The organism is uncultured Paraglaciecola sp., assembly GCF_937123705.1.
In the GTDB taxonomy this organism is placed as follows: domain Bacteria; phylum Pseudomonadota; class Gammaproteobacteria; order Enterobacterales; family Alteromonadaceae; genus Paraglaciecola.
This window is the reverse complement of sequence record NZ_CAKZKO010000010.1, coordinates 77,616-91,881: the sequence shown is the minus strand read 5'-3', so window position 1 is coordinate 91,881 and position 14,266 is coordinate 77,616. Positions and strand designations below refer to the sequence as shown.

Sequence of the window (14,266 nt, the reverse complement as noted above, 5' to 3'; positions counted from 1 at the left end):
CGCTATTTCTCCCATATTTGGTTGGTTATTTTCTTAGCAGCCCGCAACATTGGCAACGATTTCGGGAGAATCATTAGCGTCAGCAGCATCGGTATATGATACTTGGCAGCGCGTATCAGGGTCATTACCTGCTGGTGCGGCAGCAGCGGCAACACCTAAAGGGGTAATGGTAAAAGAGCCCGCAGCAGGAAAATCATCGGTTAAGGCCCAATCACCGGTATTAGCGGTAAAGTTTAAGTCAACCCAACTATTAATCATGAGCTCTGTCATAGTGTCAGCATCGGGGTAACCAAAATCGGTGTTTACCGTATTGCCGCCAATAACCACTCTAGATGCATCATCGTCAGCGGCCGCATTTTTTTGTTCCCCAGCTATAGCAGATTTTGCAAATACTAGTTGCGACCCCCCTTGCAAAGCAGCTTTAACGCCTTGCATTGTTGAAGCCGTTGCGTCCCCCTGAAGATCTATAAATTTAGGTGCCGCAGTAACAGCTAAAATACCTAAAATCACTATTACTATAATTAATTCAATTAATGTAAAACCACGTTGTTGTTGCATTTGTTCGTCCTCAAAGGATTATTTTAAACTAAGTCCATGAAATATTAGGTGTTATATACCATTAAAACACCAGTTAACGTTAAAATCTTCTACTATTCAATACTGCTTTAGTTGTATTGCTTAAAATATGGGAATAATTCTTGCGCATTGAGCTAAAAGATAAAAACTTATTCGCACTAAGAACACGGAGCGCTTCGCTTCACAGAGAAAAGTAGTTTTTATTCGTTTTACGTCTTGTTTCTCTGTGTGCTCTTTGTACTTTCAATATCTTGACTGTTGCTCGTAGCTCGAAACTCACAGCTGTTTTTAGTTATTACTAAACACTATAACTTGGCCAATTCTGGGATCATAAACAAAACCGTTGCCAGCTAGGTTGTCTAGTGGTTCATTTGTGCGATTTTTAATTGTTTGAGTGAGGTAGTAATAACAGACATCATTGCCACCTGAACCTACGTTTTTTCTTACATTTGTGAAATAGCGAAAATCCTCAAAAGGGCGCTGGTTCCAATCAGAAGAAATAGTGGGCGCACTTTGCATAATCAGATTAAAAATGCTCTCGCAGTCCAAAATACTAATTTGATCGTCTTCACTGCTGTTATCGGTATCAAGCTGCCCTGTTGGGTAACCTGTATCTTGATCGATCCCCACCTGAATGCTTTCAATGGTCACAAAGCTGGAGTTGGTCCCATTATTTTCAGTAGGTCGTCCTTCTAACTCCCATTGTGCTCGCACTAAGCCAACTCCAGTTGCATAACCTCCGGCTACACCATCCACAGTAGCATCTTCAGCATCTGCGGTGACGTCGAGCAATCTTGGTAGGGCCGTCGCCGCCAATAAGCCCAAAATAACCACGACAATAACCAGTTCAATTAGGGTAAACCCCGAAGACATGCGGTAGCTAAATGGAGTTGTGGCTGTGGTTTTACTTTGCATGTTTGGCACCATATTTATATTGGCTTGGTTCATGGGTGTACTCCTACAAGGTTTGTTACTTGTGATCTCATTTAGTTGATTCATTGTTTGACCTTTAAAACCTGCCCCAAAAATACTTTATATTCAAAGTAAGGGCCTGTTGATAATCGATATCGGCATACAGACTCTAGGGCGTTGTTGTTGGTTTTTAAACCGTCATAATATTCTGCAAAAACTTTAAAGCCTTCAATATCCATAGGGATATTCAACACCATATCCCAAATTTTGGCACAGCCATTTGAGCTAGGTTCAGCCTTTGGCCAACCTAATCGACTCATAAAAATGGGCTTACGGTCTTTTTCGACTAGGGTGTTATTTTCGCCCAGCTTACTTCCATAAGTGACTAGCATAACGATTGGAGGACGACCTTCACCTTGCCATTGCCAGTGAGCATTGCTGACGCTTGTTGAAAATTGTTCTGCTAAATTTTCTAAAGCAACACGCTTAATATTGGTAGATCCTTCATTCAAATACAGGATAAAACCCAACATCAAGCTAACAAACACTACTATGACGGCGATGTTCACAAATAGGCTGCGGTTTTTCTCATTTGCTGACTCTAACTTGTTCATAATGTTAGCCTTTAATTGCTCCCATCATATCCCACATTGGGGTGAAAATGCCTAATGCTAGGATCAGTACCATACCGGCCACTATGCATATTAAAATCGGTTCAATTTTTGATGTTAGACTTTTTAAATCATAGTCGACTTCTCGTTCGTAGAACTCAGCAACTTCAGCCAATAACTCGTCGACACGTCCTGTTTCTTCTCCTACATTAATCATTTGTAATACTAAGGGCGTAAACAATTGGCTGCTACTCGCTACGCGCGATAGACTTTCACCTTTTTCGATATTTTTTCGCATACCCAAAATTCGATCTGCCATGTAGGCATTATTGACCGCTTCTGCCACTAAATTAAGTGCCGAAGTCAAAGGTACGCCTGACACCAACATTATCGAAAAACTTCTCGCAAATCTGCCCAACAAGGTGCGTTCAAAAATGCTGCCCACAACAGGTAATCGTAGTTTAGTTCGATCCCATTTATAACGCCCACTTTCAGTACGAAGGTACCGAATAGTTAACACAATCACTAGGCCAATACCTATCACCAAAAATGGCCATTTGGTAATAAAAAATTCAGAGGTGGCGAGTAAGATCCGCGTCATCAATGGTAGTTCTGCACCAAAAGATTTAAACATATCCGCAAATATAGGGATAACAACTAAGTTCATGATTACCATAGCAATAACAATGGCGATCATCACAAATGTTGGGTAACGAGTGGCCGCTTTAATTTGCTTGCGGGTTTCCTGTTCTCGTTCCAAATAAAATGAAAGTTGCATAAATGCTTCATCTAATTTGCCGGTATTTTCACCCACGTGCACGATACTAACAAACAAACGACCAAATACTTGATTGTGCTTGTTAAGCGCTGATGAAAGCGTGCGCCCTCGCTCAAGTTGATCGGCAACATCAGCCAACGCTAGAGCCATACGTTTAGAAGCCGTGGTTTCTGCCAAGCCTTTAACGGCCCGCAAAATAGGAATACCCGACTTAACTAAAGAATACATTTGCCGTGAAAACATCACTAAGTCTTCAAGTGAGATTTTAGGAGTAAAAAACGACAATTGTGATGACTCAGAAGTGTGCTCTATATCGGTTTCTACAATCTCTAAAGGAGTAAAGCTTCGCCCAACCAAAATTTGCGCCACAGATGCCGCATCGGCCGCTTCTAATACGCCCCTAGCCAACTCGCCGCTAGACTTTCTTGCGGTATAATTAAATTGCGCCACCATCGCCCCCTGGTGGTTTGTATTCTGGCTCTAATTCCAGTGAAAATTCAGCAACGGGTGTTGTTGCGTCCTGAGCCGTAGGCGGGGTTTGCTGTGTATCTTGTTGTAATGGCGACTCTGGTTCGATTTCTTCGATGGCAACTTGTTCATCAGCGACCATTTCAATTAGTTTTAGTACCTCATCGACTGTAGTTACGCCCATTTTTGCATACATGAGTGCCACTTTTGCTAAGGGTACAAACCCTTGACTTTGTTGTGCCGCCTCTGAAAAAGTCACAGTATCGTTCACTTTTAGTGCATTCATCATGCTCTCGGTCATTTCGAGTAATTCAAATACTCCAATTCGACCTTTATAACCGGTAGAATTACAGCTTTGACAACCCTTGCCGCGCTTAAAATTAATATCTTTTAAGTTGCTATCTAAGCTGTTTAACCAAAGCAGTTCTTCGGTATTAAGTCGATAATCTTCACTACAACTGCTACAAATTTTACGTACCAGTCTTTGGGCTACAACGGCTCGCAACGAACTCGCCACTAAATAACCTGGCGCACCCATATCTAATAATCGAATGGCGCTGCTGATCGCATCATTGGTATGCAAAGTAGACAGCACTAAATGCCCCGTTAATGCACCTCTTAAACCAATTTCTGAGGTTTCCCTGTCACGCATCTCGCCTACCATGATGATATCTGGATCTTGCCGCAAGGTGGTACGCAACACATTGGAAAAAGACAGTCCGATTTTGTTGTTAATTTGTACCTGATTGATTCTAGGAATTCGGTATTCCACGGGGTCTTCAACCGTAATGATTTTTGAGGCGGCTTTATTTAATTCACTTAATGCACCGTACAAAGTGGTAGTTTTACCCGATCCCGTAGGGCCGGTTACCAATATCATACCGTGAGGACGATGTAGCAAACTTCTAAAGCGCGCCAACAAATTATTGGGCATACCGGTTTGATCAAGAGAAATAAGCCCGGCAGATTGGTCGAGCAAACGCATCACCACCGATTCACCTGCTTGAATGGGCATAGTTGATACCCTTACATCAATGACATGACCTTTTATGCGAACGCTGGTTCTGCCGTCTTGAGGTAGGCGTTTTTCAGAAATATCTAACCCTGACATTAGCTTCAACCTAAGTACCAATGCAGAGGCGATGTTTTTTTCTTGGATAACGTTCTCTTGCAAAATACCGTCAACCCGCATCCGGATCCGCAGCGATGTTTCTTCAGGCTCTATATGAATATCAGACGCTTTGGCTTGCACTGCGTCTTCAAAAATTGATTGCAACAGTCTAGCTACGGCTGTGTCTTGTTCATCACCTACACCTGAGTCAAAATCAAATTCGGTTTCGTCCTGATATTCTTCAGCAAGTTCTTGAGCAAATGACGCAATCTCTTCGGTGCGGCGGTAAAAATTATCATAGGCCTGAATCAACTGTGAATCACTTACCACCACCACATCGATAGGCTTAGGTAACATTCTAGATAATATATCAAGGGCGGCTAAATCAGCTGGATCGCTCATGGCTACCAGTAAGCTATCTCCTTTGTCTTCAAGCACTATTGCACGATGCCGACGAGCTTGTACCTCTGGCAACAAGTTAACAGCCGCTACTGAAACATTATGCTGATTGATATCCACTAAAGGCACATTGAGGTGTTGCGACAAGAATGTTAACAGCTGGTTTTCTGTTACAAAGCCCAGCTCTATTAGCATAAAACCTAACTTGCGCCCCGACTCTTTCTGCGCAGAAAGAGCCTGCATCAGCTGTTCTTCGCTGATAATGTTTTCTTGAACGAGTAAATCGCCTAGGCGTATCTTGGCTTTGGGTTTCATTGTTCGCCTGCTAATACTAAAATGCGTTGTTGAATAAAATCACTCACTGGCGCATCCAATGGCCCAAGTGAATTTGCGTTCTTGTAAGCTTGCCGCGCTATATCCTTTTCACCCAATTGATCTTCTGCTATGGCTAGACCTAACCACCATTTTGCGTTAGTGGATTCAATCTTAGTAAGTTTTTTATAGTCTGATTTTGCCAACTGTGATTGTTTAAGTTGCTGCGCCAACGCTGCACGATAGGCCAAATATTCAATTTGTTGGTTTGAGTCAGGTTGAATTTCTGTCAATAGGCTCATGGCTTGAGTAGGTGCGTTTTGTGTCATGTACAGCCTAGCCAACATCAATCTTAAGTCGCTACTTGTTGGGTGTAAATCAATACCGCTAAGAAGTAACTGTTTAGACTGTGCATCATTTCCTTGGGCAAAAAGCAGCGAAGCGAGCTTTTTTCTTGCTTTGATATTATCTGGTTCTGCGTCCAATAATTGTTGTAAAAGCGAGCGAGCGACTTCAACAGAGCCGTTATTAAGACTCTCTGCAATACGTTGTTTTAAACTACTGCGTTTACTCTCTTGACTGCTACCTGTCATGCTAAAACTAGAAGTTTGTTCTGGTACTACAGCTTTAACTGACTCTGAATTGTTTTGGGTTAGTTGTTGCTGATCTTGAGTGTCGGTGACGGGTTTCACGCCCACATCATCTAAAAGTTTGTTTGACGTTATTGGTTGGGTGCTTAGATTATCGATAGGAGCGGGCGTTATTTTGGCGGTACTTGCCACTAGTTCACTCACAGCTTTGTTTGTTTTTTCAGAGGCAGGTTGTAATTTTTTTTGCCCCAGCGCCAAATCATCGGGTACCTTAGCCATTTTTATAGTCGGTTTAGAACGTGCCGTTAATTTAGGCTCAACAACATGCTTTTTGCTTTCAGTGATGCTAAACATCTTATCAGTATCCATCAATGCGAAAGCAATGGCTAAAGTTGCTAATACTAACAGCACCACAAGCAACAACTTCGATTGCTTTTTTGGCGGGGCTTGGTAGTCGGCACTTATCTCATCAGATTGAGACTGCCGGTTTTCTAAGTCCTGTAGCATTTTGTTGACGACACTCATTTTGCCAGCCCCAACCAAGCAACATAAGCCAAGCTTAAAGCGACCAGCACCACTAACAAACCGACAGAACTCATTTGCGTCATACTTCTAGGTTGCAATGCTGCTTCGGTATCTTGCACTGCAAGTCTCACATGTTCTGAGGTGACTTTTTGTTTGCCCTCACCATAAGCTAACATCAGCGCTTTGTGACACAGTACATTAACTATCCTTGGCGTGCCTTTGCTCGCTTTAAAGAGCAACGAACAACATTTCCGGTCGAACAATTCACCACCACAATACCCAGCAACATTCATACGATGTTTCACATATTGATAAACCTGATCGGCATCCATAAGCTGCAAGTTATAAGAAAAAGTGACCCTTTGTTTTAATTGCCTTAATTCTGGCAAAGACAACTTTTCATTCAACTCTGGTTGTCCAAACAATACTACTTGCAATAATTTTCGGGATTCAGTTTCTAAATTAGTTATGAGTCTAAGGGCTTCAATGCTCTCAACGGGTAAAGCTTGGGCTTCATCAATAATAAGTACCACGCCTTTGTTTTCTTGGTGAATATGAATAAGACGTTGTTGAATACGTTGAGTGAATTCTTGCTGGTCGGCGTGGTCGGTGAGCGCCACATTGAGTTCACTGGCCACCGCGCGCCTTAATTCGGTTGGTGTAAGGTAAGGATTAGGAATATAAGCCGCTACAAATTGTTGCGGCAATTCGTTTAATAACTTACGGCAAATCAAGGTTTTACCTGTACCCACTTCACCCGTAACTTTTATAAAACCTTCACCGGTTTTTAGTGCAGTCAGTAACACTTGAATCGCCTCTTTATGACTAGGCAACCCAAAAAAATAACTGGTGTTAGGTGTTAAGGTAAAAGGCAGTTCTTTAATACCGTAGTGGTATAGATACATGATTTAGTCCACGTGCAACCAATCGGCCATTTGATCCCTGCTACGTCGTAACTGCTGTTTCCAGGTATCTTTGTCTACTACCGTTGGTTTAATCAAAATCACCAATTCCTTTTTAATTTCACTATCCCGCTTATTCTTGAACAAATTACCCAAAATTGGGATATCACCAAGCAAAGGTGTTTTGGATTCGGTATCAGAAACAATGGACTGCATAAGCCCGCCAATTACCACTATTTCTCCCGACTTGGCGCGAATGACGGTGTCGGATTCGCGAATATTACTTTGAGCAAGAGGTAAAACAAATTGCTCTTGATTTAAGGTGACAACTTTTTCTTGTTCTTGAGTTTCAATAACCGATGGATGTACATGCAATAACACCATGCCAGCTTCATCAATTTGCGGCGTCACATCTAAAGCTATACCTGAAAAGAAAGGCGTGAGTTCAATATTGGGTACCACAGATGTAGTACTACTGGATATGGTGCTTTGACTAGAAACATCAGTAACAAAATACTCATCATCGCCGACCTTAATCACCGCTTTTTGATTATTGATGGCAGTGACACGGGGACTAGATAACACTTGCACATTCCCTTGAGTAGACAGCAAAGACAACACCCCGGAAAAGTCTTTATTAATAAAAGACAGACTAGTTACATTACCTAAAGCAGCACTGATGCTATCGCCTATTGTGCCCGAGCTATTGGAAAACTGAAAATCAGTGGAGCCACTATTAGCTAATATTTGCCCCCAATTAATACCTTGTTGATAACCATCATTTAATGACACTTCAATAATTCTGGCCTCAAGAATAACTTGCCGCTGAACAATCTCCTGAGAAACATCTAAAAAGGCTTTAACCGCTCTAATCTCTTTTGGCATGGCGCGCACTGTCACTAAACCTGCTTGAGGCGTCACCATCACACTTTTACCTTCTCCGTCACCAATCATAGATTCAAGGGTTGCCAATAGTTCGGCCCAAAAATCTGTTTCGGTACGGGTAGAAATATTGGTGCCATTACTATTATTGTTAGAGCCAAACGTACTGTTATTTCCAGAGTTGCTTGAATTACCACTAAATGCATTTTGGGAATTATTGCCCCCCCTATTGTTACCAGACTCTTGAGAGACACCGCCCGAAGTAATACTGGTTTGCGTGGCTCCATTGCGGATCATCAGTAAGTAGTTAATAGGGAAGGTTTCAGTACGCATACCCGCAGGGTAAATACGGTAGATATTTTGTTTACGTTCGATTTCATAGCCATATAACTCAGCCACCAAATCAAAAACATCTGCAAGCGCCACCTGTTTTAAATCGAGTGAAATCTCTCCTTTAACGTCTGGATGGATCGCAACACTGTATGGCGTACCATTAACTATGCTGCTGAAAAAAGCGGTAGCTGCTACTTTTTGGGCATTAATATCATATTTAGATTCACCAAAAAGCTGGTTTGAAGTATCAGCTTGTTCAGGCAACAATGCCTGACTCACTTCGTCTGGTATAGTTACCGGAAGATTGTCTGAGGTTGGCTGGCTGTCGTTTTCATATTCGGCAATGGCTGACTCTAGTGAATGAGCCACTGCTGTATTTTTTTGTGGACTTTGGCAAGAGCAGATAACTAAAGTTATGCTCAGAAATAGTATTTTTTTAAAAACCATTATGTGTGTCTTTTTTAATGTTGTTGTTATTGACAAAAAGTGTCTTCCTTCCTTCTAACCCATCTAATATCACGTGATTTTTGCCGATCAGGATCACTTTGTAGCCTTGTATTTGTTGTCCTTGTATTAAGCTTGTTCCATTAATTATAGCTTGCATACTTTGATTATTATTGATGATAGCAGTTAATCTTAACGCCATAGGAGTCATCGCTGCGGCGTTTTGGTTGCTATGCAAACTTGGTTTGCTAGGATGAGGTTTAGTAGGGTCTTGCAGTGTTCTAGCTTGCACATGAGATAAGCAAAAGCAAAAGCAAAAGCAAAAACAAAATAGAATGAGTAGCGGTTTCATCTAACTCCCTATAAATTCTTTGTTGGTGCTGAGCGTATATATTTCTAACTCAACGCTGGCAGTTGGATAATCGCCCACTAGGTAGTCAAATTTTTCCCAATAAAACTGCCAAGGCAATAACTCTAACTTTTCGAGATATTGTTGAATATCGAAGTAACTGCCTTCAAACACTAAGGTTACTCCGTGTTGATATAAACCTGCTTTTGGGTCGTCCTCTTTAGCTGTTTTCCCTGCTAATACGGGTTCAGGTGCAATAGATTGCAACTCGATCAGTTTCAGTCCTTGGCTTTCTTCCAATACGCTTTCTAACATCCCAGCCATTTTATTTGCTGGTACTAAAGTGTTTGTTTGGGTTTCTAGTTGCTGGGTAATGTCTTGAATTTGCCGCGTTAATAATGCGATTTTTTTATTTACGGATTGATTGGGATCGTCATTTAGTTTTTCAGTTAATTTAGCCGTTCGCTCATCCAAAGTAGATATGTCATTTTTAGCACTGAGGCTATTTTCTTGAAGCCTAGTGGTAGTGTTTAGCATAGGCTCAAATAAAAAGGTGTACACCAGCAATACCAACACCACTAATCCGCAAAGTAAGATTAAAACCTGTTCTCGTAAGCTCACCTCAAGGAACTTAGTTGCCAGTTTGTTATATTCGTTTTCAAAAGAATTACTCATTACTACCCTCTTTTTCTTGCAGCTCTGGGTTTCCCGTTGATATGGCGAAATTGAGTTGTTGTTCTGCGTCTCGGTACAGCCTAGTGTCGGCAAATTTCTGCCCGTTAAAATAGTCAGTTTTTCCTATAAAACTCAACCATTTGGGGACAAGAGTAGAATCTGTAGCAGCACCTTCTATTACCACTCTGGCGCCATCTAATGTGATACGCTGTAGCCACAATCCATTTTGATTATAACTGGCGAGATCTAACATTAGATTTGAATAGCCCTTCGATTTTAATTGCTCTTGTGCTGTTAGTTCATTTAACACTCTTTTCTTCAGATCAATAAGCTGCTGACTTTCTTGTACTTGTTTAAGCAGTTTAGGATCAACCTTTCGGTTGTCTAGGGCGTTTTGCAGTTCATTCACCAATAATTCCTGCTGTTGCTTATTGTGTTGTACCTTGGTCAGATCGGCTTTAAGAGCTTGCTGTTGATTTGCCAAAAAAACATAAATTAAGCCACATACACAAAGGCTCAATACCCAACAACCTATTACGACTGGCAAAGTGAGCAGTTGCAACTTTGGATGAAACTCTGGGTGATAAAGATTGACTCTATTTTTCATTAGGCAATCAAACTTGTGCTATCAATTGCGGCACCTAAACTTGCGATACTTGATGGTTTAATAGGCATACTAGAATCTTTTGCGATATTGGGGACAAATGATTCTACCGTTACAAAAAGCACGTCCTTTATAAATTCTGCGAGTGGCACCTGGTGAGGTGTATCGATTGAAAGATAAACTTTTTTGACGGGAGCTTGCCTTAGCTGACTCTCAAAATAATCCATAGAGCGCTGAATTTCCAAACTTAAGTTATCCACTACTCCCATTTTTAATTCTTCTGGCGATAAATTAGCGAGGTTTTCATACCCCCGCAAACGTCTAGAAAAAAATAATTTATTTTGCTTCACAATATTTAGACTAAGTTGCCCACTCTCATCTTGCTTTAAGGTAATGACGGCTTCATCATTTTCTGGCAATAAATTACAGTTTGCCAGCTCTTCAATACCTATCATATTAAGCATTAAGCCAGCCCCCAAAATACCATCACGAATATCGAGTATATCTTGTGTTTTAATTGCGACTACATTTAACTTTTTAACATTAGATGTGACAACAGGAAGATCAAAATAGTCAATAACATGTTGCTCATCTGTAGATAGATGCTCTTTTGCAGCCCATTGTAACGCTTGATTCAGCTCTTCATCTTTTACTTCGGGCCTATCAAGCTGAAATAATTGATATTTTGAAATTGAGAGTGCGATATTACACTGTGTATTGCCGAGCTGATTTTCTATCACGTAACTTTTGAGTTTACTTTGCCAATTATCTATTGTTGTAGAGTGTTGTTTTACCCAACTAAGCTGGCCTTTAGTTTTGGCTAGTGTGGCTATTTGAAATTGACTGACGCCAAATTCAATCCCTACAGAATGAAATTTTGAGGCTTTTTTAAATCTATCGTTAATAAACTCGCGCCAACCAATTTGCATATCATAGGCTTAAATGCTTGAAATTTGTCCCTAATTACAGCAAAAAAACCCGCCTAACGCTAGTCTTATAATACTAATTAACTATATGGTTGATTTAACCTAAACTCTGGGTAAGAAATGTCGAGAAATAAAAATTTATACCTATATTTCAAATGGTTACTTTAATCTCATTTAAAGCAATCATGCAATTATGGGTAAGTAGGACGAGTTTTGTTCATATCGAAGCGTTCATAAGGGTGTGTCGTCACTCTACATCCATGATGGATAACTAAGATAAGGGCAAGAATCGCGCGACTTACAGGCGTTGCTTGTTCAGACTTGAGGCATTAAAGTTACCCTTATAAAATCACTAGATAAGTACGACATTCAAATCATAGTTCTAGTTGGCTTAAGTACAGCGGTAAAAGTGCAAAGGTAAATTTAATATTACATTTTGATCGTAGGCTTAGCAGATACAATACTTTACTATCCCGCCACAAATTTACATTGAACGATTATTTTCGGAGTTGTTTTGAACCCAAACGTTTGTTTTTTAACATTAATGTTAGTTAGTACCGCAGTATTAGGCCAAACTAGCCCCCAACCAATTGAGCAAATTACAGTCACGGCTACGCGCACTAGCCAGAGTATTTTAGATGTGGCTGGAAACATTAGTAGCTTAGACGACAAGAGCTTAAGGCAAATCGAGCAACAGCATATTAATCAAACCTTAGTGCGTATTCCTGGCGCTTGGGTTAGCCGTGGCAATGGCCAAGAGCACCTAACGGCTATCCGCTCACCCGTGCTGACAGGAGCTGGCGGCTGCGGGGCGTTTTTTCTTGCTCAAGATGGAATTTCGCTTCGTGCCCCAGGGTTTTGCAATATCAATCAATTATTTGATGCCAATACTGAACAAGCCGCGTCACTCGAAGTATTACGAGGACCTGCCAGCACAATTTACGGCTCTAACGCGGTACATGGGGTGATCAATGTACTCACCCCCAACCCTTTTGAAACTGATCGTTCAAGTCTATCATTGGCTATTGGCCCTCATGACTACACCCGTGGCACCTTTAGTGTGTCAAAGGCCGGTGAGCAACATGGATTTTTACTTTACGGCAACCTCACTACAGATGCTGGCTACTTAGATAATAGTGGCTTCGACCAGCAAAAAGTTAACCTTATTCATCAATATCAAGATGCTAACTGGCAGGTTAAAAATGTCATCGCTGTGACTAACTTAAATCAAGAAACCGCAGGCTTTATTAGTGGCTTTGAAATGTATAAAGATGCCATCCTAAAAAAGCAAAATCCTAACCCAGAAGCTTTTCGTGATAGCCAGTCCATGCGGGCTTATAGTCAAGTTAGTTATGTGGCTAACCACACTTCTCGTTTTACCGTTACGCCTTATATCAGGTGGACAGATATGCAGTTTTTACAGCATTACCTGCCTTGGCAACCTCTTGAAGAAAACAGCCAGTCGAGCGCCGGTGTGCAAGTTCAATTTCAAAAAGATTCCGGTGATTTAAGATGGTTGAGTGGGGTGGATATTGATTATACCCAAGGACAATTAACTGAAACCCAGGAGCAAGATTTTTCACCTAGCTTACCTGCAGGATTTCACTATGATTACCAGGTAAACGCCAGTGTGTACTCGCCTTTTGCGCAGTTACAATGGCGTGCCACCCAACACTTACTGTTAAGCGCTGGGCTGCGTTATGAACATACTCAATATGATTACGATAATCGCTTAAGTACTGGCAGCGCTTGCGCCCAAGATGTCGACAACTGCCGATTTACTCGTCCTGAAGATCAAGTGATTGAGTATGATGAATGGTCTTATCAACTTAACGCCAATTACGCTTTAAACAAAGACAATCGACTCTATGCACAATACTCAATAGGCTACAGAGCTCCTCAAGCCACTGAGTTATTTAGGCTACAAGCCGGGCAAACCGTGGCTGATTTAGAGGCGGAAAATCTAGACGCCTTTGAACTAGGGGTAAGAGGTCAGGATCAGGCTTTTTTCTATGACCTAACCTTATTCGCTATGGAAAAAGATAATTTCATCTTTCAAGATACCAATAAACAAAATGTCAGTAACGGCGAAACGTCTCATAGAGGTATAGAGCTAGCATTAAGATATCAGTGGCAACAATTTTACCTATCGGGCAATGGCACCATAGCAAAACATAAATACGACTCCAATTTGACCCTAAGTCGAACTAATATCAAAGGCAATGAAATTGATACCGCACCAAAACATATGGGCAGCGTGCAACTAGGTTGGCGTGTCGACTCAGGCGAATTTATTGAGCTTGAATGGGTGCATCAAGGTAACTACTTTCTTAACCCAGAAAACACTGCCGAATATAGCGGCCATAATCTACTCAACCTGCGAGCAGGATGGCAAATAAACAATCAGCTAAATATCAGTGCTAGGATAACCAACCTTAGCAATGAAGATTATGCCGAGCGGGCCGATTTTGGATTCGGCAGTTACCGTTACTTTGTGGGAGAGGCTAGGGCGATTTATGCCACAATCCAATATGATTTTTGAGCAGACGAATACGTAAATAACCTGATGTGAATACATAGAAAGCTATTAACTGGCTTCTTATTGAATCAATATTGCCTTTAACTATCTTGCGATTTGTGACCAGCACATCTAAAGCCTCGATATCTAAATTCAACAAAATTAGGCGTCGAGTTTTGGCAGCGTCAATTTGCAGGCTATTTTTCACGCAGTTCGTCAGGTTTTTATCGTTAAATCATTAAAATAATGTAAAGTAAAGATTCTCAAAAATTAGATTTTCAACAGAGGTTAGGTCTGTTAAAGGTTTGTGGCGGACTAATAGCCTGTCACACTCTATTTGGAACAGTTGAT

General features: G+C 41.2%; 13 protein-coding genes. 1 reads left to right on the top strand and 12 read right to left on the bottom strand.

Annotated elements, in window-relative coordinates:
* Positions 1 to 33: 33 nt before the first annotated feature.
* From Q0688_RS01675 to Q0688_RS01620, 12 genes are all read right to left on the bottom strand, one after another.
* The gene (locus tag Q0688_RS01675) at positions 34 to 558 is read right to left on the bottom strand and encodes a prepilin-type N-terminal cleavage/methylation domain-containing protein (RefSeq protein ID WP_299072288.1); all 525 of its coding nucleotides are present in this window, start codon (positions 556 to 558) and stop codon (positions 34 to 36) included.
* 306 nt (positions 559 to 864) lie between these two features.
* Positions 865 to 1,491, bottom strand: a complete 627-nt coding sequence (locus Q0688_RS01670) for a type II secretion system protein (protein ID WP_299072454.1) — start codon at positions 1,489 to 1,491, stop codon at positions 865 to 867.
* A gap of 80 nt (positions 1,492 to 1,571) precedes the next feature.
* Positions 1,572 to 2,102 (bottom strand): hypothetical protein, encoded by a 531-nt coding sequence (locus Q0688_RS01665; RefSeq protein ID WP_299072285.1) that lies wholly within the window; start codon positions 2,100 to 2,102, stop codon positions 1,572 to 1,574.
* Positions 2,103 to 2,106: 4 nt separating this feature from the next.
* On the bottom strand, positions 2,107 to 3,327 hold the full coding sequence (locus Q0688_RS01660) for a type II secretion system F family protein (protein ID WP_299072282.1): 1,221 nt from the start codon (positions 3,325 to 3,327) through the stop codon (positions 2,107 to 2,109).
* The gene (locus Q0688_RS01655; RefSeq protein ID WP_299072280.1) at positions 3,314 to 5,170 is read right to left on the bottom strand and encodes an ATPase, T2SS/T4P/T4SS family; all 1,857 of its coding nucleotides are present in this window, start codon (positions 5,168 to 5,170) and stop codon (positions 3,314 to 3,316) included. The genes Q0688_RS01660 and Q0688_RS01655 overlap by 14 nt, the downstream gene beginning before the upstream one ends.
* A complete protein-coding gene (locus tag Q0688_RS01650) occupies positions 5,167 to 6,282 on the bottom strand; it encodes a tetratricopeptide repeat protein (RefSeq protein WP_299072277.1) in 1,116 nt (371 codons plus the stop codon). The genes Q0688_RS01655 and Q0688_RS01650 overlap by 4 nt, the downstream gene beginning before the upstream one ends.
* Complete coding sequence (locus Q0688_RS01645) at positions 6,279 to 7,187, bottom strand: AAA family ATPase (protein ID WP_299072275.1); 909 nt, start codon at positions 7,185 to 7,187, stop codon at positions 6,279 to 6,281. Before Q0688_RS01645 ends, Q0688_RS01650 begins: the two co-directional genes overlap by 4 nt.
* 3 nt (positions 7,188 to 7,190) lie before the next feature.
* Entirely contained in the window at positions 7,191 to 8,846 is a 1,656-nt protein-coding gene (mshL, locus tag Q0688_RS01640; protein ID WP_299072274.1) for a pilus (MSHA type) biogenesis protein MshL, read from the bottom strand.
* A complete protein-coding gene (locus tag Q0688_RS01635; protein WP_299072272.1) occupies positions 8,836 to 9,195 on the bottom strand; it encodes a hypothetical protein in 360 nt (119 codons plus the stop codon). Before Q0688_RS01635 ends, mshL begins: the two co-directional genes overlap by 11 nt.
* A complete protein-coding gene (gspM, locus tag Q0688_RS01630) occupies positions 9,196 to 9,867 on the bottom strand; it encodes a type II secretion system protein GspM (protein WP_299072269.1) in 672 nt (223 codons plus the stop codon).
* Complete coding sequence (locus Q0688_RS01625; protein ID WP_299072266.1) at positions 9,860 to 10,474, bottom strand: hypothetical protein; 615 nt, start codon at positions 10,472 to 10,474, stop codon at positions 9,860 to 9,862. The genes gspM and Q0688_RS01625 overlap by 8 nt, the downstream gene beginning before the upstream one ends.
* Positions 10,474 to 11,211: an MSHA biogenesis protein MshI gene (locus Q0688_RS01620; RefSeq protein WP_299072264.1), complete on the bottom strand. Its 738-nt coding sequence runs from the start codon at positions 11,209 to 11,211 to the stop codon at positions 10,474 to 10,476. The genes Q0688_RS01625 and Q0688_RS01620 overlap by 1 nt, the downstream gene beginning before the upstream one ends.
* 700 nt (positions 11,212 to 11,911) lie before the next feature.
* Here Q0688_RS01620 and Q0688_RS01615 point away from each other — a divergent pair.
* Positions 11,912 to 13,939 carry a TonB-dependent receptor gene (locus tag Q0688_RS01615; protein WP_299072261.1) on the top strand — a complete coding sequence of 676 codons (2,028 nt, stop codon included), beginning with the start codon at positions 11,912 to 11,914 and terminating at the stop codon, positions 13,937 to 13,939.
* The last annotated feature ends 327 nt before the right edge of the window (positions 13,940 to 14,266 follow it).

Bases quoted from the DNA above. Each gene is read 5' to 3' on its own strand.
- Q0688_RS01670 (WP_299072454.1), bottom strand. From the start codon at position 1,491: ATGCAAAGTAAAACCACAGCCACAACTCCATTTAGCTACCGCATGTCT.
- Q0688_RS01675 (WP_299072288.1), bottom strand. From the start codon at position 558: ATGCAACAACAACGTGGTTTTACATTAATTGAATTAATTATAGTAATA.
- Q0688_RS01645 (WP_299072275.1), bottom strand. From the start codon at position 7,187: ATGTATCTATACCACTACGGTATTAAAGAACTGCCTTTTACCTTAACA.
- Q0688_RS01650 (WP_299072277.1), bottom strand. From the start codon at position 6,282: ATGAGTGTCGTCAACAAAATGCTACAGGACTTAGAAAACCGGCAGTCT.
- gspM (WP_299072269.1), bottom strand. From the start codon at position 9,867: ATGAGTAATTCTTTTGAAAACGAATATAACAAACTGGCAACTAAGTTC.
- mshL (WP_299072274.1), bottom strand. From the start codon at position 8,846: ATGGTTTTTAAAAAAATACTATTTCTGAGCATAACTTTAGTTATCTGC.
- Q0688_RS01635 (WP_299072272.1), bottom strand. From the start codon at position 9,195: ATGAAACCGCTACTCATTCTATTTTGTTTTTGCTTTTGCTTTTGCTTT.
- Q0688_RS01625 (WP_299072266.1), bottom strand. From the start codon at position 10,474: ATGAAAAATAGAGTCAATCTTTATCACCCAGAGTTTCATCCAAAGTTG.
- Q0688_RS01655 (WP_299072280.1), bottom strand. From the start codon at position 5,170: ATGAAACCCAAAGCCAAGATACGCCTAGGCGATTTACTCGTTCAAGAA.
- Q0688_RS01665 (WP_299072285.1), bottom strand. From the start codon at position 2,102: ATGAACAAGTTAGAGTCAGCAAATGAGAAAAACCGCAGCCTATTTGTG.